At 36.0% G+C, this 17,000-nt stretch carries 18 protein-coding genes; 5 read left to right on the plus strand and 13 right to left on the minus strand.

Features of this window, described 5'->3' with window-relative positions; translation table 11 throughout:
- Window positions 1-269: 269 nt before the first annotated feature.
- A complete protein-coding gene (locus EL165_RS25620; protein WP_126358714.1) occupies window positions 270-1,109 on the minus strand; it encodes a GLPGLI family protein in 840 nt (279 codons plus the stop codon).
- A gap of 111 nt (window positions 1,110-1,220) precedes the next feature.
- Complete coding sequence (locus EL165_RS25625; protein WP_002980508.1) at window positions 1,221-1,688, minus strand: acyl-CoA thioesterase; 468 nt, start codon at window positions 1,686-1,688, stop codon at window positions 1,221-1,223.
- A gap of 121 nt (window positions 1,689-1,809) precedes the next feature.
- Between EL165_RS25625 and EL165_RS25630 the strand changes: the two genes are divergently transcribed.
- Window positions 1,810-2,166, plus strand: a complete 357-nt coding sequence (locus EL165_RS25630) for an arsenate reductase family protein (protein WP_002980506.1) — start codon at window positions 1,810-1,812, stop codon at window positions 2,164-2,166.
- Between the two features lie 120 nt (window positions 2,167-2,286).
- Here the strand turns inward: EL165_RS25630 and gcvT are convergent, their stop codons facing one another.
- Genes gcvT through idi form a run of 3 tightly spaced genes read right to left on the minus strand, consistent with a single transcriptional unit; the run spans window position 2,287 to window position 4,355 of the window.
- A complete protein-coding gene (gene gcvT, locus EL165_RS25635) occupies window positions 2,287-3,363 on the minus strand; it encodes a glycine cleavage system aminomethyltransferase GcvT (RefSeq protein ID WP_002980503.1) in 1,077 nt (358 codons plus the stop codon).
- Between the two features lie 9 nt (window positions 3,364-3,372).
- On the minus strand, window positions 3,373-3,846 hold the full coding sequence (locus EL165_RS25640) for a hypothetical protein (protein ID WP_002980501.1): 474 nt from the start codon (window positions 3,844-3,846) through the stop codon (window positions 3,373-3,375).
- Entirely contained in the window at window positions 3,846-4,355 is a 510-nt protein-coding gene (gene idi, locus EL165_RS25645; protein ID WP_002980500.1) for an isopentenyl-diphosphate Delta-isomerase, read from the minus strand. The genes EL165_RS25640 and idi overlap by 1 nt, the downstream gene beginning before the upstream one ends.
- 327 nt (window positions 4,356-4,682) lie before the next feature.
- On the opposite strand from idi, the gene EL165_RS25650 reads away from it, so the two are divergent.
- Together EL165_RS25650 and EL165_RS25655 are read left to right on the plus strand one after the other, a co-directional pair.
- Window positions 4,683-5,093, plus strand: coding sequence for an LNS2 domain-containing protein (locus tag EL165_RS25650; RefSeq protein ID WP_002980498.1), 411 nt, complete (start codon window positions 4,683-4,685; stop codon window positions 5,091-5,093).
- Between the two features lie 85 nt (window positions 5,094-5,178).
- Window positions 5,179-6,138 (plus strand): D-2-hydroxyacid dehydrogenase, encoded by a 960-nt coding sequence (locus EL165_RS25655; protein ID WP_002980496.1) that lies wholly within the window; start codon window positions 5,179-5,181, stop codon window positions 6,136-6,138.
- 78 nt (window positions 6,139-6,216) lie between these two features.
- On the opposite strand, the gene mscL is transcribed toward EL165_RS25655, so the two are convergent.
- Window positions 6,217-6,594, minus strand: a complete 378-nt coding sequence (mscL, locus tag EL165_RS25660) for a large conductance mechanosensitive channel protein MscL (RefSeq protein WP_002980494.1) — start codon at window positions 6,592-6,594, stop codon at window positions 6,217-6,219.
- A 245-nt stretch (window positions 6,595-6,839) separates the two neighbouring features.
- On the opposite strand from mscL, the gene EL165_RS25665 reads away from it, so the two are divergent.
- The gene (locus EL165_RS25665; RefSeq protein WP_041461522.1) at window positions 6,840-8,357 is read left to right on the plus strand and encodes a bifunctional ADP-dependent NAD(P)H-hydrate dehydratase/NAD(P)H-hydrate epimerase; all 1,518 of its coding nucleotides are present in this window, start codon (window positions 6,840-6,842) and stop codon (window positions 8,355-8,357) included.
- Window positions 8,358-8,473: 116 nt separating this feature from the next.
- Here the strand turns inward: EL165_RS25665 and lgt are convergent, their stop codons facing one another.
- Together lgt and yidD are read right to left on the minus strand one after the other, a co-directional pair.
- Entirely contained in the window at window positions 8,474-9,262 is a 789-nt protein-coding gene (gene lgt / locus EL165_RS26425; RefSeq protein WP_232529201.1) for a prolipoprotein diacylglyceryl transferase, read from the minus strand.
- A 510-nt stretch (window positions 9,263-9,772) separates the two neighbouring features.
- Window positions 9,773-10,024, minus strand: coding sequence for a membrane protein insertion efficiency factor YidD (yidD, locus tag EL165_RS25675; protein ID WP_041461521.1), 252 nt, complete (start codon window positions 10,022-10,024; stop codon window positions 9,773-9,775).
- Window positions 10,025-10,126: 102 nt separating this feature from the next.
- Between yidD and EL165_RS25680 the strand changes: the two genes are divergently transcribed.
- The gene (locus tag EL165_RS25680) at window positions 10,127-11,404 is read left to right on the plus strand and encodes a replication-associated recombination protein A (protein ID WP_002980486.1); all 1,278 of its coding nucleotides are present in this window, start codon (window positions 10,127-10,129) and stop codon (window positions 11,402-11,404) included.
- A gap of 47 nt (window positions 11,405-11,451) precedes the next feature.
- Here EL165_RS25680 and EL165_RS25685 read toward each other — a convergent pair whose 3' ends face one another.
- The 5 genes from EL165_RS25685 to EL165_RS25705 form a co-directional block, all read right to left on the minus strand.
- Window positions 11,452-11,895, minus strand: coding sequence for a hypothetical protein (locus tag EL165_RS25685; RefSeq protein ID WP_002980484.1), 444 nt, complete (start codon window positions 11,893-11,895; stop codon window positions 11,452-11,454).
- A gap of 116 nt (window positions 11,896-12,011) precedes the next feature.
- Window positions 12,012-14,243: a DUF2339 domain-containing protein gene (locus EL165_RS25690; RefSeq protein WP_002980482.1), complete on the minus strand. Its 2,232-nt coding sequence runs from the start codon at window positions 14,241-14,243 to the stop codon at window positions 12,012-12,014.
- Window positions 14,244-14,330: 87 nt separating this feature from the next.
- The gene (locus tag EL165_RS25695) at window positions 14,331-15,038 is read right to left on the minus strand and encodes a hypothetical protein (RefSeq protein ID WP_002980480.1); all 708 of its coding nucleotides are present in this window, start codon (window positions 15,036-15,038) and stop codon (window positions 14,331-14,333) included.
- 367 nt (window positions 15,039-15,405) lie between these two features.
- Entirely contained in the window at window positions 15,406-16,254 is an 849-nt protein-coding gene (gene pheA, locus EL165_RS25700; RefSeq protein WP_002980478.1) for a prephenate dehydratase, read from the minus strand.
- Between the two features lie 197 nt (window positions 16,255-16,451).
- Entirely contained in the window at window positions 16,452-16,865 is a 414-nt protein-coding gene (locus tag EL165_RS25705; RefSeq protein WP_041461520.1) for an acyl-CoA thioesterase, read from the minus strand.
- Between the last annotated feature and the right edge of the window lie 135 nt (window positions 16,866-17,000).

Raw genomic sequence — 17,000 nt, forward strand, 5'->3', positions numbered from 1 at the left:
ATTTCTCCTGTTTTTAATTTTTCATCAGGTTTTACAGGCTATAATAATTAGATTTCTACGAAATGACAATGAAAGCTTGTATTATGTCTTTGGTACTACTTAATTCTTTTGTCATTCCGGAGGAATCTCTATAACGTAATTAGTAACAATTCTAAAAGATGTTGTCGTTAAATAATTATGTCAACATCACTAGAGGTGGGCTTAGCCCACCTAAATAAATTTAAAACTTTCTACCGGCTTTAGCCCAAGCTTAAAAATAAACCAAAGTTTTAATATATCGGATAATGCATCGCCTTATCGATTTCAATCGGATTATTATACTTCCTGATAACCTCCTGCATGCTTTTGGTTTGAGTATTCAGTTCATCCACATTATGAATTTCCTTTCCGTTGATGTTAATTCTAAGGTCATTATTGGATTTGCTGATATTATTTCTTTCAAAGGCGAAAGGGTCATTGTAAAACTCCATCATCAGCTTATGCTTTTGTTTTTCATTAATAGGAATTGCTTTATTACCAAAGCTGGATTCCAGGAAATCTGAAGTATTGGAGACTTCCGGAAGTTCTCTGCTTTTAACGAGAGTATAAATGAAATTATTCTTAGCATCTGATAGCTCAAAGATCAGACCGGGTAACCCACGAAGTTTAAATGGCCCTTCATTAAATGGAATATCTTTACAGAACCAGGCCGTCCAGCTTCTCCCTCCAAATTTTGTAGTTGCTTTTTGTAAAGTATAATTTTCTACCTTTTTAATCTCATCAGCGATCGTCCAATTGATCTTATCCGTAGTTTTAAATGTATAATATCCATTTTTAATGTTGATGAAATTTTCATTATCAAAAGAATTGATCTTTCTTTTAACCACCTGTCCAGTCATATCAGTATAGCTGAAGTTCATGCCGAATTTTTTATTCAGTGAATCTCTGATAGCGAGATCTTTTCCATAGAACTTTACCTCTTTCGGGGTGATATCCAGGATCATATTCACTTTTTCATACCCGGTCTCGGTAGAATCCATTTTATACTGAAGTTCATAAATGAACCTATGGGTTTGTGCCTGAAGAAAAACCATCAACAGAAATGCTGTGATTGTAAGAAAATTTTTCATATTATACTTTGAAATGGTTGATACTAAATTAGTTAATCTTAATTTCTTATACAATATAATATGAAAAAGAAGATCCATGAATTCAGCATGAAGGTTATGAATCTTATTCTTCTACAAAAAAGGTTTCATTTCATCTTCAATCTGCGTTCTCAGTTCCATCAGTCGTTTGGCATACATTTCAAGCTGCTTTTCTTCCTCTGTTTCCGGAGTCCACTTAGGTACAGGGAGTTTTTTACCATTTTCATCCACAGCAACAAAAACGATGATACAATGGGTTTTTTTTTCAAAATTAGGCTGTTTCAGGTTTCTTGAAAAAACATTAATGGCGATATGCATGCTTGAAGTTCCGGTGTAAATCACCTGGGCATCAACTTTTACGACTTCCCCGATTTTGATAGGATCATAAAAACGGATTCCGCCAACATATACTGTAACGGAATAATTACCACTCCATGTGGTAGCACATGCATAACCGGCCTGGTCAATCCATTTCATCACACTTCCTCCATGTACATTTCCTCCGTAATTAACATCTGAAGGCTCCGAAATAAACTGAAAAGTAATAGGCTTGTTCTGCATCTTTATAAAATTTGAATAAAGTTATTTAATAATTTCCAAATTTTTGGATTAAATCCTACTTTTGAAAGACGAAACTTTCAATGAAAGGGAATTTTAACCAACAACAGATTTAGAAAACGTAATGAAGAAAGTATTTTATCTCAATACATGTGATACCTGCAGAAAAATTTTAGCCCAATTTGACCTTACTGACTGGGAACTTCGCGAAATTAAAAAAGAGCCCGTCACGAAAGAGGAATTGGCAGAAATGCATAAGAAAACAAAATCGTACGAAGCGTTATTCAGTAAAAAATCTACTCAGATCAAACTGAGAGGGCTGGATGTAAAGTCTTTGACAGAAAAAGATTTTAAAGAATTGCTTCTGGATCATTATACCTTTTTAAAAAGACCTGTATTTATGACAGATAAAGAAATTTTTGTAGGAAATGATAAGAAAAATGTTGAAGAATTACAGAAGTTCTTTGGAGTAAACCAATAAATTTAACTTGGAAACTAATTTTGCAAATAATAAACCTTATAGGTTTTTAAAACCTATAAGGTTTGGATATAAAAAGAGGCTGTGAAGAAATCACAGCCTCTTTTTGCTATTTTTTTTCAATTATACAAAAGGAGCCTTCACTACTTTTGCAGGGATGTTTTTGTTTCTTACCTGAATAAAGATCTCAGATCCTAATTTGAAATGAGGTTTGTCAACATAAGCAAGACCTAAACCTACCTTTTTCATTGGAGATTGTGTTCCCGAAGTTACTTTTCCGATCACGTTTCCTTCAGCATCCACTACAGGATAGTCATGTCTTGGAACACCTTTGTCTGTCAATTCGAAACCAACTAATTTTCTGGAAACTCCTTCTTCTTTCTGTTTTGCGAAAACATCTTTGGAAACGAAGTCTTTATCAAATTTGGTGATCCATCCCAAACCAGCTTCAATCGGAGAGGTTGTATCATCAATATCGTTTCCGTAAAGGCAGAATCCTTTTTCTAATCTTAAAGTATCTCTGGCAGCCAGTCCGCAAGGAATAATTCCTTCTTCCTGACCTGCTTCCATTACAGCATCCCAAAGTTTTTCAGCGCTTTCATTTTTGAAATAAATCTCAAAACCTCCGCTTCCAGTATATCCTGTGTTTGAAATGATCACATCATTTTCTCCAGCTACACTTCCTACAGTAAAATGATAGTAAGGGATTTCCGAAAGGTTTACATCGGTAAGTTTTTGAAGAATCTCAGTAGCTTTAGGCCCCTGAACAGCCAATAAAGACATTTCATCAGAAGCATTCGTCATTTTAGCCCCGAAAGTATTGTATTTTGAAATATGATTCCAGTCCTTATCAATGTTGGATGCGTTTACCACCACGAAATATTTGTCATCTTCCATTTTGTAAACGATAAGATCGTCCACAATTCCTCCGTTTTCGTTCGGAAGACAAGAGTACTGAGCTTTTCCGTTTTCAAGCGTATCTACATTATTAGTGGTTACAAATTGTAAAAGGTCTTTTGAACCCGGCCCTTCGATGAAAAACTGTCCCATGTGGGAAACATCAAATAATCCTGCTTTTTCTCTTACAGCAAAATGTTCTTCTGTAACCCCTGAATATTGAACAGGCATTTCAAAACCTGCGAAAGGTACGATCTTAGCTCCCAAAGAAACATGTTTGTCGTACAAGGCTGTTTTCTTCATATTTAATTTTTATTTCTTTATTTTAAAACTGTTAAAAGTCTCATTGAATAGGGTCATGTAGTTTCCGTTCCAGAATTTCTGGCCACAATTGATGGAAACCAAATATAAGTTTTTGTCTTTCTGGAAAGCTTTGGTTACCCAGAACAGTTTTTCCTTTTCATCAAAATGTTCATACAGGTATTCTGTATATCCTTTCTGGCTCTTTTTTTCTTTTACTTTACTCTCCTGGTCTTGTGATTGATAAAGTGCCAGCATAAATTTTTTCACTTCCTCTTTTGGAAGGGGAAGATCATGATATTCCGAAATGGTAATCGCACCGATCTGGCTGGTGGGGAAAATATTGACAATTTCACTGTCGTTAGTAGATCTCCAGCCTTCAGGAACATTAATAGAATAATTGGAATTTTCGTAGACTTTTGCTTTTTGTGAGAAAAACAGGCTTCCCGTCAAAAGAGCAGAAAAAAACAATATCTTTTTCATCATTAAAAATGGTGTTTATATTCTTCCAGGATGATTTTAAACCATGCCGTAAAGTTTTCAGGATGTGCGGAAATTTCTTTATCCAGATCTTCCATAGAAATAAATCTTACGGCTTCCACTTCCTCATTATTTAAATTGAAACCCGCTTCATGATTTCCGACAAATACATGATCCAGCTCGTGCTCCCAAAGGCCGCCGCCTACATCTGCTTTGTAAATAAAATTGAATTTTTCTGAAAGTTCTGTCTCAATTCCCAGCTCTTCCTTCAGTCTGCGTGCTGCTCCTTCCTGATAGGTTTCCCCATCTCTTGGGTGTGAACATACAGCATTGGTCCATTGGTTAGGAGAATGATACTTTCCTGAAGCCCTTTTCTGCAGAAGCATTTCTCCTTTGCTGTTGAAAAGAAATACAGAAAAAGCACGGTGCAGCAGACCATTGATGTGAGCCTGTTGCTTTTCCATCAGCCCTAAAACCCGATCTTCAGGATTTACTAAAACGACAAATTCTTCCATTCCTACAAATGTAAGGGTAATAAATGTATTTTGGAAATTTTTAGTTAAACATCATGCTTTTTATAATAATGATAACAAGATAAAGGGAGACACAAAAAGTAACGGAGTAAAATGATCAGTTCTCCGATTTGATTTGTCTGCAATCCTGATTTACTTTATTGAAAAGAAATTCAAAACGAAAAATTTTAACCATTTAGAGTGAAATGATGAATAAATTATTGATATTATTCTCTGAATATTATTTTTTATAGTAAAATTTTAACTTAAACTAAGATTAATGTGTCTGATAGTTCTAAAAACGCTAACTTTGTTACTTAATATTTAGTAATGGAATTAGAATACATTGAACACATTAGTCCTATTCTAAAGGATGGAATAAAAAATTACTTAATAGATATCGACGGAACCATTACTGATGACGTTCCCAACGAAGAACCGGAAAGAATGGTTACCTGCGAACCATACCCTGATGCACTGGAAACGATCAACAGATGGTATGATGAAGGGCATCAGATATGCTTTTTTACTTCAAGAACCGAAAATCTGAAACAAATCACTATCGACTGGCTGGATAAGCATGGCTTCAAATACCACAGCGTGCTTTGCGGAAAACCAAGAGGGGGAAATTATCACTGGATAGATAACCACCTGGTAAGAGCTACAAGGTATAAAGGAAGATTTACGGATCTGGTAGAAAAGCAAGTAACCATTGAAGTATTCAAAGAAGACGGCGAATAAAAATATAATTCAAAGATTTAAAAATTACATGGAAACATTTCCCTGAATTTTTAAATCTTTCATTTTTTAATATACTTGATATTTTATGAAAGTTTTAGCAAACGACGGCCTTGATCAATCTGGAATAGATGCATTGACAGAAAAAGGCTTTGAAGTGATCACTACAAAAGTTCCGCAGGAGTTTTTAGTAGATTATATTAATGAGCACAAAATCCGTACATTATTGGTGAGAAGTGCTACACAGGTAAGAAAAGATATTATTGACGGATGCCCGTCCATCGACATTATTGGAAGAGGAGGAGTAGGTATGGATAATATTGATGTAGATTATGCCAGAGAAAAAGGAATTCATGTGATCAATACGCCTTCTGCTTCTTCAGAATCTGTGGCTGAGCTTGTTTTTGCCCATTTATTTTCCGGTGCAAGATTTCTTCAGGATTCCAACAGAAAAATGCCTGTAGTAGGAGATACTGAGTTTGCAGCTCTTAAAAAAGCATATGCGCCCGGTATCGAATTGAGAGGGAAAACCATCGGTATTGTTGGGATGGGAAGAATCGGTCAGGAAGTAGCAAGAATCGCTTTAGGACTTGGGATGAGAGTGGTTGCTGCGGATAATAATGTAGGAAGAGCAAGCATCAAAGTGAAATTTTACAACAATCAGTTCATCAATGTTGATATCGAGACAGAGCCGCTACAGGATGTTTTAAAACATTCAGACTTCATTACTTTACACGTTCCTGCACAGAAGGATGGTTATATGATTGGTCAGAATGAATTCGAAATCATGAAAGACGGAGTGGCTATTATAAACTGTTCAAGAGGTGGAGTTATCGATGAAGCGGCTTTGATTCAGGCTTTGGATTCCGGTAAAGTAAGATTTGCCGGGTTAGATGTTTTCATTAATGAACCGACACCTTCCAGAGAAATCCTTACTCACCCTAAGATTTCTCTTACTCCTCATACAGGAGCTTCCACTCTTGAGGCACAGGATAGAATAGGACTTTCTCTTGCGGAGCAGATTTCAAGTATCTTACAGATTCAATAAGTTAAATCAGACTATAAATAAAAGCACCTCAGTCTACAAAACGAGGTGCTTTTTTATTTTAAAAATGTTGTTAACAGATTATATATTTTTGCTTTTCAGCAAATCTCTGATTTCCATCAGTAATTTCTGATCTTCTGTAGGTCCGGCAGGAGCAGGTGCCTCTTTTTTGTTTACCTTATTGGCAAATTTAATGATCCAGAAAAGAACCATTGCAATACAAAGGAAACTGATTACTGCTGAAAGGAAATTTCCGTAAGCAACACCATTCCATGACAGCTTTGCAATGTTTTCAGCACCGGCGGCTTTCAATGCCGGGTTTAATATCAGAGGAGTGATTACATCTTCCACTAAAGACGAAACAATTTTACCAAATGCTGCCCCAATGATCACACCGACAGCAAGATCGAGAACATTGCCCTTAAAGGCAAACTCTTTAAATTCTTTTACAAATCCCATAATTTATATTTTTTTAATTAGTATATACACAAAAATATAATTAAAAAATGTAAAAAACACTAAATTTTGTAGTTTTTTATTCCCAAAACATTGAATTTACAATGATTTCATGTTATTCGTTTTAATGGATATTTTAACTTTATACAGATAATTTAATTCATTAATGGTGACTCCGTATTTTTATTAATAACCGTAATATCATAATGAAAAATCTTTTGTAATTTGCTTAAAAGTTTGATTTGTCTATGAAAATTTTTACCGCAGAACAGATACGCAGCTGGGATCAGTTTACCATTTCCCATGAGCCCATTTCTTCCATTCAGCTGATGGAAAGAGCTTCAATGGCTGTCGCTCACTGGATTTCTGAACATTGTAAAAACCATAAAAAGCTGGCTGTATTTTGCGGTAACGGAAATAACGGAGGTGATGGGTTGGCTGTTGCAAGAATACTTTATCTTAAGGGTTTTGATATAGATGTATTTATAAGCGATTCCAAAAAGAAGTTTTCAGAAGATGCATCTGTTAATCTTAAAAGACTTCGTGATTTGTCTGGAATTTCAGTCAGAAAATTTGATCCTGATGAACACTATACCTTTGATGATAAAACGATTATTGTAGATGCCCTTTTCGGGACAGGATTATCAAGACCGCTGGAAGGAGAACACAAATCACTTGTTGAGCAGCTGAATACCAAAAAGAATATTAAAATATCCATCGATATTCCTTCCGGGCTGTCACCAGATGAAATGTTTGACAATAATGCTGTCATTATGAAAGCTGATTATACGCTTACTTTTCAATGCTGGAAACGGACTTTTCTTCATCCTGAAACCGGAAAATATACCGGAAAAGTAGAAGTGCTGGATATTGATTTAAGCAAAATTTACGCAGACACCACTGATTCGGTATATTCTGTAATTGATGATCAGCTGATAGAATCTATATTTGTCCCGAGACAGGATTTTTCCCACAAAGGCAGCTATGGCAAGGCAGCAATTGCAGCAGGAAGTTACGGGAAAATAGGAGCTGCGGTGTTGGCTGTAAAATCAGCCTTGAAAACAGGAGCGGGATTAATCTTTGTCCTGGCGCCTGAATGCGGATATGAGATTTTACAGACTTCATGTCCCGAGGCAATGTTTATAAAAGGAGGAGAAAAGTTTATCCTTAATTTTGAAATTGAAGATGATTTTATCTGTGGTATAGGTCCCGGATTAGGAACTCATCAGGAAACAGAGAAGAGCTTTCTGAGCTTTTTGAAAAGCTATAAACGGTCATTAATCCTGGATGCAGATGCTTTAAATATCATTTCAAAAAATCCCGAAAATCTGAAATTAATTCCCAAGAAATCAATCATTACACCTCATCCGAAAGAGTTTGAAAGGCTTTTCGGAAGTACTGCAGATTCCTTCAAAAGGCTTGAGCTTGCAAGACAAAAGGCAAAAGAGCTGGATATTTATATTGTGTTAAAAGATCATCATACCCAGGTTATTACCCCTCAGGCAAATGTATTTTACAATATTACCGGAAATGCAGGGCTCGCCAAAGGAGGAAGCGGAGATATTCTTACCGGAATTCTGACTTCACTTTATGCACAGAAATATTCTGAAGAGCATACATGTATCCTTGGGGTTTGGCTGCATGGCAGGGCTGCGGAGATAGCTTCAGAAAAGCATTCAAAAGAATCTGTGCTTCCCACTGATGTTATTGATGCATTTGGAAGTGTTTTTGAAGAGCTAAACAGGAAAGCAGCAAGGAATTTATGAAACACCGGAAGAAAAAGTAGCAGCGAAATAATTTTAAGATATTAAAAAAGGCAAATCTGTATTTTACAGATTTGCCTTTTTGCTTTTCAGCTGTTTTACCTTTTAGCCTGTTGAACCTATTCCGGTTTTGCGTTTTCTTCCGGTGTGATTTTAAACTTCTTGGAAACAATCATAATTACAACTCCTGCAATCATAAAAGGGATAGATAGAACCTGGCCTGTATTCAGACCGCCAATCTGGATGAATTCGTCTCCCTGTGGTTCTTTAAGGAATTCCACAAAGAATCTGATCGCCCAAAGAATGATGAAAAATAAACCAAATAACCAGCCTTGTTGATATTTTTTATCGGTTTTTCTGTAAAGAATCCATAATAAAATGAAAAGAAGAACATACCCTACCGCTTCAAATAACTGACTTGGATAACGCGGAACAGTAAGACCATATTCGCTGCTTTGTTGCGGGAAAAGTAAAGCGAACGGAGAGTTGGGATCAGCTGGTTTACCAACGATTTCAGAATTAAAAAAGTTTCCCATTCTTACAAATGCACCTCCCAAGGCCACTACGATACCTAATCTGTCATATACCCAGAAAGGATTTTTTCTGATGACTTTAAATGAATAATATAATGTTGTGAAAATCAAAGCAATCGTTGCACCATGACTCGCCAGTCCGGAAAATCCTGTAAATTTTAAACCGTTTTTGGTACTGATTGGCAAAAATACACTCCAGAAATCTTCTTTAAATAATTCCGGCTGATAAAAGATAACGTGTCCTAATCTTGCTCCAAGAATAGTCCCGATCAATGTCCATGTGAAAAGAGGCTCCAGGTATTTTTGATTAACGTTGTCAATTTTAAAGATTCTTGTCATTAAAACATATCCGAATCCAAATGCAAAAACAAACATCAAACTATAAAAGTGAAGGGTAAAGGATCCGATATGAATTCCTTTTGAAGGATCCCATATTTTAAACGGAGTTTTAAGCTCTACTTTATCAGAATCAGTAATAGGCTTCACTGATTTTACTGCATATTTGAATTTTGAAATATTATCCCTGTTAACGGAAGTATCAATAAGCTTAAAGTTTTTATCGAAAAACTGATACTTTGAATCTTTATATTTGGCTAAAGTTGAAGCGCCATAGTTGTAATATTCAGGCTCAAAATTTGATTCATTTAAGATGACAACAAAAGACTGGTTTTTATCCGATTCCCTGTCAGGAAAAGCCGTAAGGTCTCCCATCTCCGTGGTAGAATAGATTTTTACAGGAATATTGTTTCCGTTGATATCTAAAGTTCCGTCAGATAAACCTCCAGGGTATTCCTGTGCAAAGAGGCATTGAGTGATCAACGCAAACAGAACAAAGTAAATTCTGAAAAAAAAAGTATTCATTTTTCTATTGATTTAATAGTTTGATTATTGACATTTATGTTTTGGGGGAACAGGATCATAACCGCTTCCTCCCCAGGGATGGCACCTTAAAATCCTTTTAAATCCAAGCCAGAAGCCCTTAAAGATGCCGTGTACCTGAAGTGATTCTACCATATAGTGAGAACAGGTGGGTTCGTAGCGGCAGTTTTTGGGAAGTAAAGGCGAGATGAACCATTGGTAAAATTTGATCAAAATTACCAGTGGAAATGTAATGATTTTATTGAATGTAAGTTTCAAAACAATGCAAAAATAGGGTAAAAAAATGAAAATTAGTTTAAATTTGTTATAAGTTTCGGAGATCGGAAATCCGGGACATTGATCTTAAAAAATAGAATTACTTTGAATCAAAATATCCCATTAGCTGAAAAATTAAGACCCAAAACCCTGAATGATGTATTGGGGCAGGAGCACCTTACCGGCGATAAAGGAACCATCAGGAAAATGATTGAAAACAATACCCTGAACTCGCTGATATTCTGGGGGCCTCCAGGAACCGGCAAAACCACGCTGGCTGAAATTATTTCGGAGCAGTCGGGAAGGAAATTCTATAAGCTTTCTGCAGTTTCTTCCGGAGTGAAAGACGTTCGTGATGTGATTGAAGATGCCAAAAAGCAGAATCTGTTCTCCGGAAAGTCACCGATCTTATTTATTGATGAAATTCACAGGTTTAATAAATCTCAGCAGGACTCATTATTGCATGCGGTAGAAAAGGGATGGATTGTACTGATCGGGGCAACTACAGAAAATCCGAGCTTTGAAGTGGTTTCAGCACTGCTTTCAAGAAGCCAGGTCTACATTTTAAAAGCTTTGAGCTATGAAAAGCTGGAAGAGCTTATCGATATCGCTTCGGAAAGATACAATAAAGATGAGGGAACTGATTTTAAAATCCTGGAAAAAGAGGCATTTATTCAATATTCAGGAGGAGATGCCAGAAAGCTGATCAATTCCGTGGAGTTGGTTCTGAATCAATATAAAAACTCTGATACAAAAGAAATTCTAAATTCGGATGTTCTTGAAGTTCTTCAGGAGACCATGGCATTGTATGATAAAAACGGTGAGCAGCATTATGATATTATTTCAGCATTTATCAAATCTATGCGTGGAGGAGATCCTAATGGTGCGGTTTACTGGCTGGCAAGAATGATTGCCGGGGGAGAAGATATTAAGTTTATTGCCCGAAGAATGCTAATTCTGGCAGCTGAAGATGTAGGGTTGGCTAACCCGAATGCATTGGTAGTTGCCAACAATTGTTTTCAGGCAATTAATGTGATCGGAAACCCGGAAGCAAGGATTATACTAAGTGAAACTGCTATATATCTTGCTGTTTCCCCTAAAAGTAATTCTGCTTACATGGCGATTAACGAAGCGCTGGCTTTGGTGAAACAGACAGGTAATCTGCCTGTGCCGCTTCATCTGAGAAATGCTCCTACAAAACTGATGAAAGATCTTAACTATGGAAAAGACTATAAATATGCCCATTCTTATGAGGGAAATTTTGTAGAACAGGACTTTCTTCCCGAAGAAATCAGAAATATAAAATTATATGAGCCTGGGAATAATTCTACAGAAAAGAAAATCTACGATGAGCTAAGAAAAAAGTGGAACAATAAATATTAAAATAAAAAGGATGCTGTTTTAGAGCATCCTTTTTTTATAGTATTCAATTATTCAGTTGTATAGATGAACAATGTTTTTTTACCATTATAATCTTTTACTTCCATTTTTTTCCTGATTTGCGGGTAGATTAACGCGCTGGTGTCAGTAAATTCATATCCTTCAATAAATACCGGGTTATCCGCCGGGATGTTGTATTGTACATTGATTTCAGATAATGCCATTTTATCAAATGGATTCTGCCCATTTTTGAACTTATATTCAGTGATCCCTTTGGTAAAAACAGAACTGTATTTTTGTAAACTCTGTGGAAAACTTGCCGGGTTATTGTAAACTTTTGAAACCTGCATCAGGTTCTTTATTGTAGTTGTATTGAATAATTCTACTGTTCCGATAGCATTGTCAGCCACTGCAAACTTTACAGCAGGATTTTTTTGCTGTGCAAATAAAGTCACAGAGGAAAATAGTAAAAAAGAATAGAGTATTTTTTTCATAATCAGAATATGTAACTGTTAAAAACGTGATAAATATAGTTATTTTTTATAAAATCTGAATGAAATCTTATATTGTTTTACATTTTATTTAGAGATAAAAACTTTTATCCTGATTGTCATCCGGCGGCTTCCTCATTTTCTTCATTTTTATCCTTCTTGTCTACCATATTTCTGATGATGTTTTTCAGGCGTTGAAAGGTGAATGAGCTTAACAATAAAATGATTCCAAGAGCAATAAAGGCACTGATCCTTGAAATATTATCCATTTGCCAGACATCGTAGCCGTATAGTTTCAACACCATCAGGCCCACCAGCGCAAAACCAATTTTATTATACTCCTGGATATTCCTTTTTAAACCTGTATAAATAAAAATACTGGCAAGGATCGTCCATATGATTGGAAGATAAAGAATATTAAAATGTTTATTCGCTTCATAAAATTGAGGAATGTCATTTGAAACCAGCAAAACATAGGAATGATGCAGCTCACAGCTTACCAATACAATGAGAGCAAAGGAAAGCATCCAGTAGGAAATCAGACGTTTGTGAAACTCCGAGTAAGGAATAATTTTGCTGTATACATATATAAAAGGTATCCATAGCAGCAGATGCAGCAGATAGAAACCGCTATACAGTTTTTTTGATAAAACAGCTGTAACTACTGCCGGAGTGGATACAGAAATAGTGAGGACTGTTAATAAAAGGAGCAGGTAGATCAGAATATTCTGAATGTCATTTCTGATATCCAGAGATTTTCTTAAAAGCAGTAATACAAAAATATAGAAGATACTGAATAACAGCCCTGCAGTACTAACTGCTGACCAATGCATTTCTGAAATATGATAGGTAATCTCAAGCAGAAACGTAATATAAATAGCACCATAGCTGATTACAGTGATAAGATCTTCAAAAAAGTTCTTGTCTTTGTCCTCCGGCTTTTTTGTCCCATTCCTTAATAAATACAAATTGATCATTATGGAAACGATAGTAAATGAGCTGGTAATAAATGGAGGATTGAATATGATGGTAAAATCTTTTGTTCCAAAATATTCAGTCCATGTGATCAGCTGGGCAATCATTACCAATGGAAACAGGATGTAAAAGAAGACTTTGAAAATCTTATGGCCGGTTTTTTTCCAGACGAAAAGAAGCAGGGTGCTTTCTATTGCCCAGATACTGGTAATGAGATGGGTTTTAAACTGAATGGCAACAGCAATTGTTATAAGGCTTGTCACCAGCCCTGCAAAGACAGAATAGGCAATCCCGAAATTCTTATGTGCATATTCTCTGAACAGCAGGATAGAATTGGTTGCAGCAAAAATAAGCGGGAAAATAATAGGAGGTTCATACCCAAGGGTCTTAAAAATATAGATCAGCCCCAGAACACTTGAAAAATTAGCAAGCGCAAGAATGGCAATATCAGAGGTTGAAAGGATGTTTTTTCTGAAATAATCATGCAGTGCGAAAATATAGAATACCACATAACTGATAAGATAAAAAGTAATGCTTAAAATCTCGGGGCTTTCATTGGTCCAGGAGAAAAGATAACCGGTTGTGAAAATATAAGCTGTCCAGCCCACGCTTTTCCAATGCTGAAGGAAAGATGCTACCAGCATTCCGGTGTTTAATAGTGTGAGATAAATAAAGAGAAACAGGTAATTGCTTTGTCCCGTACTGATCATTAATGGAGCTGCAAAACCTCCTATAAGAGAAAAAATAATCAGCACCTCGCTTTTATAATAATATGATAAAATGATAGAGGCAACTGTAATCAGTACAGTTATGGCAAAAGTTGTATTTTGACTAAAAAGATGATATTCCCTGAAGGCAATTGTGGCAGTGAAATATAAAACAGCAATTCCGCCTCCTGTAATAATAGAGGAAAAGGCTTTGTAATTTTTTCGTAGGAAATGTCCGGTCATGATGATACCTGCTCCGGTACAAAAACCTATGCCAGCTCTTGCAGCTTCACCGATCCAGTTTTTATCAATCGCATATTTTACAAAATAACCAATTCCCAGAACAAGGGTGAAAATACCAATTATGGTGAGCGCATTCTGTTTCAGAAAATCAAAAACGGGAGCCAGCCAGTCTTTTTCAGGAGGAGTTGTAGGTTCTTCAGTATGTTTTGTGTCTTCACCATAAACCTGTTGAGGTGATATTGTCTGTGAAATGATCGTTTTTTCAGATGGAGTTTTCTCGGGCGTAACTTCAGGTCCGGCAGGTTTATTGCCGATTTTATAATTAAGATCTGAGATCTCCTTTTCCAATTTTCTGACTCTGGTATTCAGATTATTGAAAATAAGAACAACGATAATGATTAATATAATAAAGAGATACTCATTCATTTCATAGTTTTTATCAAATATAACCAAAAATTAATCCATCACAGAAATGTGATGGATCAACCGTATATAACTAACAATATGTTTTTACTAATTAGATATCTTGTAAATGTAGAAAGAAGCAACACTGGATCCTAATAGGCCTACGTCTAATGCTGTTGATCCGACAAGTCCAAATGAAACTTTGTCTCCTGCCTGGAAGGAATAAACTGAACTAAGGGTACTTTCTGAAATCGTAAGACTTAATAAAATCAGGTTGGCTCCACTGAACGGACGGCTGTCTATCGTAGTGGCTACACCAGCTCGGGTTCTTACGATACCAACTCCCGGGTTATTGGCTAACAAGGAAGCCTGGAGACCTGTTCCATAACGGAATGTGAAGCCTACAGCATATACACCTGTGGATGGAATGGTATACGTATTATCTGTGTCACTGAATAAGCTGGCAGATCCTATGGTTCTTTCTGCTGCCAGGAAGTTCACAGCTCTGAATCCCGAAGGAAAAAGTCCAAGGCTTAAAAGACTGATTCCTGCTGTTTTCTTTGCTGCATATACTGAGGTGTTGGTGTTGGCAGCCGCATAGATCAAAAGAGGATCAATCGAAGATACTTCTGAATTGGCATTATTGATACCAAGTACCTGATACCCGGTTAATGCAGGAGCCGCTGGAGTAGTACGGATCTTTGCATTTCCGTTTATGTCTAAAGTTGCACTGGGGTTTTCCGTATTAATACCTACTTGAGAGAATAAAGGTAAAGTTGCGCATGCTAACAGTAAGCTGTAAAGTTTAGTTTTCATGATCAAGATTTTTTAATTAGTTGCTAAGCAAATATACAATAAAAATTATACCCGACATTGTGAAATCTATAATTTTAACATTAAAACTTTGTAATATATTTAAACATATGTTTATTTTTTAGTTAAAATTACCTCATAATTTAATTACGACTTATTATATTTATTTTTGAATTAATACATTGTTTATGAGGGTTTTAACAAAATATAATTCTCCCCAATGTGTGGGTTATTTTTGTGTAGTCCGGAACAACTGGTCAGTGTGGTGATTTATTGTGAAATTTTTTTAATTTTTTGTGTTTTTAGTAGCAAATAACAAAAAAACACTGCCCGAATGACAGTGTTTTTAATCCTATTTATGGTGTTTTTTCTAGCTTTCCAGAAGAAATTCTTTGTAATTTCCAAGAAAATCAACGTTGACATTGATTGATTCAAGCTCCTGCAGTGCGTTCCCATGTAAAACTTCCTGCCACGGACCTTCAACATTGATAAAAAAGAAATAATTTCCTAAACCTGTCTTTAACGTTCTGGACTCAATTTTGCTCAGGTTCATCTTTCTCCATGCAAACACTGATAAAACCTGATGAAGCCCGCCGGGGTGATCCTCCGGAAGAGTAATCAGCATGCCGGATTTTTCGCCCAAAGTTTCCAGCTGAACATTCTGATATTTGTTTTGCTGTTTGGAAATAATGATGAACCGGGTATGATTCTGTTCAAAATCCTGAATATTACGGTTGATAATTTTCAAGCCATACAAATTAGCTGCAAACTGATTAGCAACTGCCGCAATAGGAGTGTCTGGATTTTCCGAAACAAATTTAGCCGCTGCTGCGGTAGATGAAAAGTCCTGTTTAGGAATTTCCTTATAATGAGTATCCAGAAAATGAAAGCTCTGTGCCAGGGCTTGTGGGTGCGAATATATTCTTTCGATATTCTCAATGGAATTTTCCGGATGAATCATCAGATGATGGGCAATCGGCATTACTGCTTCTGCCTCAATTTTAATAGACGGGGTCTTATATAAATAATCCAGCGTCATAGATACGGTTCCTTCAATAGAGTTTTCCAATGGCACTACTGCCTTTACGGCTTCTCCGTTTTCAACGGCATTGAAACAATCCAGAATGCTGGCTTGTGGCAACAATTCGTCATCAGGAAAAAGCTGAGCAGCGGCAAGCTGTGTAAAACTGGCATGAGGTCCCAAAAAAGCAATCTTCATAGTGTATAATATAAGGGATAGTAAATAGAGATACAAAGGTGCGAATTAATTCATAAATAGAGTGTGTATTACGGGGTTCTTTTATTATGAATTGCGAGTCGTCTTTGTTCCTGGTTACCTTTTACATTAAATTCAGGACCTTAAGCCTTAAACTCTCAAATCTTCAAACCCTGCCACTCTCAAACTAAAAACCGCAGTTAATTTTCTTTCCAGTTTTTCTCAATAAGCTCCATCAGAAAGTCCGGGCATTTGATTACCTTATTGATTTTTGCATCCAGAAAGAATAGAGTAGTGGACGCTTCTGTTATTTTAATATGCTCTTCATTGTAAATTTCATATTCAAATTCAATTCTTACTCCCGGAATTTTTTTAACATAAGTATGAATTTCTAATTTCTGATCATACAAAGCTGGTCGGATATACTTAATTTTGTAGTCCGAAACAGGAAGCCAAATTCCTTGGTTTTCAATTTCATCGTATGAGATTCCTATGCTTCTGAAGAGCTCAACTCTCGCCACTTCGAAGTACGTTGCATAGTTTCCGTAGTATACGTATTTCATGGGATCTGTTTCTGCGTAACGTACTCGTATTGAGTGTGTTGTGTGTATCATTTTAGGTGCTAAATTATACATACAAATATATTTTTAAATAATCAATACCTGCAATATTTTTTTTTGAAAAGAAAAAATTAGACCTTTGTCTTCCTTCTAAACACAGTACAAACAAAGAATAATCGGGGCTTAAAA

Source organism: Chryseobacterium gleum (assembly GCF_900636535.1).
GTDB lineage: Bacteria > Bacteroidota > Bacteroidia > Flavobacteriales > Weeksellaceae > Chryseobacterium > Chryseobacterium gleum.

What these genes read in the sequence shown, in the direction of transcription:
- EL165_RS25620 (WP_126358714.1), bottom strand. Translation starts at nt 1,109, where the DNA reads ATGAAAAATTTTCTTACAATCACAGCATTTCTGTTGATGGTTTTTCTT.
- EL165_RS25625 (WP_002980508.1), bottom strand. Translation starts at nt 1,688, where the DNA reads ATGCAGAACAAGCCTATTACTTTTCAGTTTATTTCGGAGCCTTCAGAT.
- EL165_RS25630 (WP_002980506.1), top strand. Translation starts at nt 1,810, where the DNA reads ATGAAGAAAGTATTTTATCTCAATACATGTGATACCTGCAGAAAAATT.
- gcvT (WP_002980503.1), bottom strand. Translation starts at nt 3,363, where the DNA reads ATGAAGAAAACAGCCTTGTACGACAAACATGTTTCTTTGGGAGCTAAG.
- EL165_RS25640 (WP_002980501.1), bottom strand. Translation starts at nt 3,846, where the DNA reads ATGATGAAAAAGATATTGTTTTTTTCTGCTCTTTTGACGGGAAGCCTG.
- idi (WP_002980500.1), bottom strand. Translation starts at nt 4,355, where the DNA reads ATGGAAGAATTTGTCGTTTTAGTAAATCCTGAAGATCGGGTTTTAGGG.
- EL165_RS25650 (WP_002980498.1), top strand. Translation starts at nt 4,683, where the DNA reads ATGGAATTAGAATACATTGAACACATTAGTCCTATTCTAAAGGATGGA.
- EL165_RS25655 (WP_002980496.1), top strand. Translation starts at nt 5,179, where the DNA reads ATGAAAGTTTTAGCAAACGACGGCCTTGATCAATCTGGAATAGATGCA.
- mscL (WP_002980494.1), bottom strand. Translation starts at nt 6,594, where the DNA reads ATGGGATTTGTAAAAGAATTTAAAGAGTTTGCCTTTAAGGGCAATGTT.
- EL165_RS25665 (WP_041461522.1), top strand. Translation starts at nt 6,840, where the DNA reads ATGAAAATTTTTACCGCAGAACAGATACGCAGCTGGGATCAGTTTACC.
- lgt (WP_232529201.1), bottom strand. Translation starts at nt 9,262, where the DNA reads ATGTTTGTTTTTGCATTTGGATTCGGATATGTTTTAATGACAAGAATC.
- EL165_RS25685 (WP_002980484.1), bottom strand. Translation starts at nt 11,895, where the DNA reads ATGAAAAAAATACTCTATTCTTTTTTACTATTTTCCTCTGTGACTTTA.
- EL165_RS25690 (WP_002980482.1), bottom strand. Translation starts at nt 14,243, where the DNA reads ATGAATGAGTATCTCTTTATTATATTAATCATTATCGTTGTTCTTATT.
- EL165_RS25695 (WP_002980480.1), bottom strand. Translation starts at nt 15,038, where the DNA reads ATGAAAACTAAACTTTACAGCTTACTGTTAGCATGCGCAACTTTACCT.
- pheA (WP_002980478.1), bottom strand. Translation starts at nt 16,254, where the DNA reads ATGAAGATTGCTTTTTTGGGACCTCATGCCAGTTTTACACAGCTTGCC.
- EL165_RS25705 (WP_041461520.1), bottom strand. Translation starts at nt 16,865, where the DNA reads ATGATACACACAACACACTCAATACGAGTACGTTACGCAGAAACAGAT.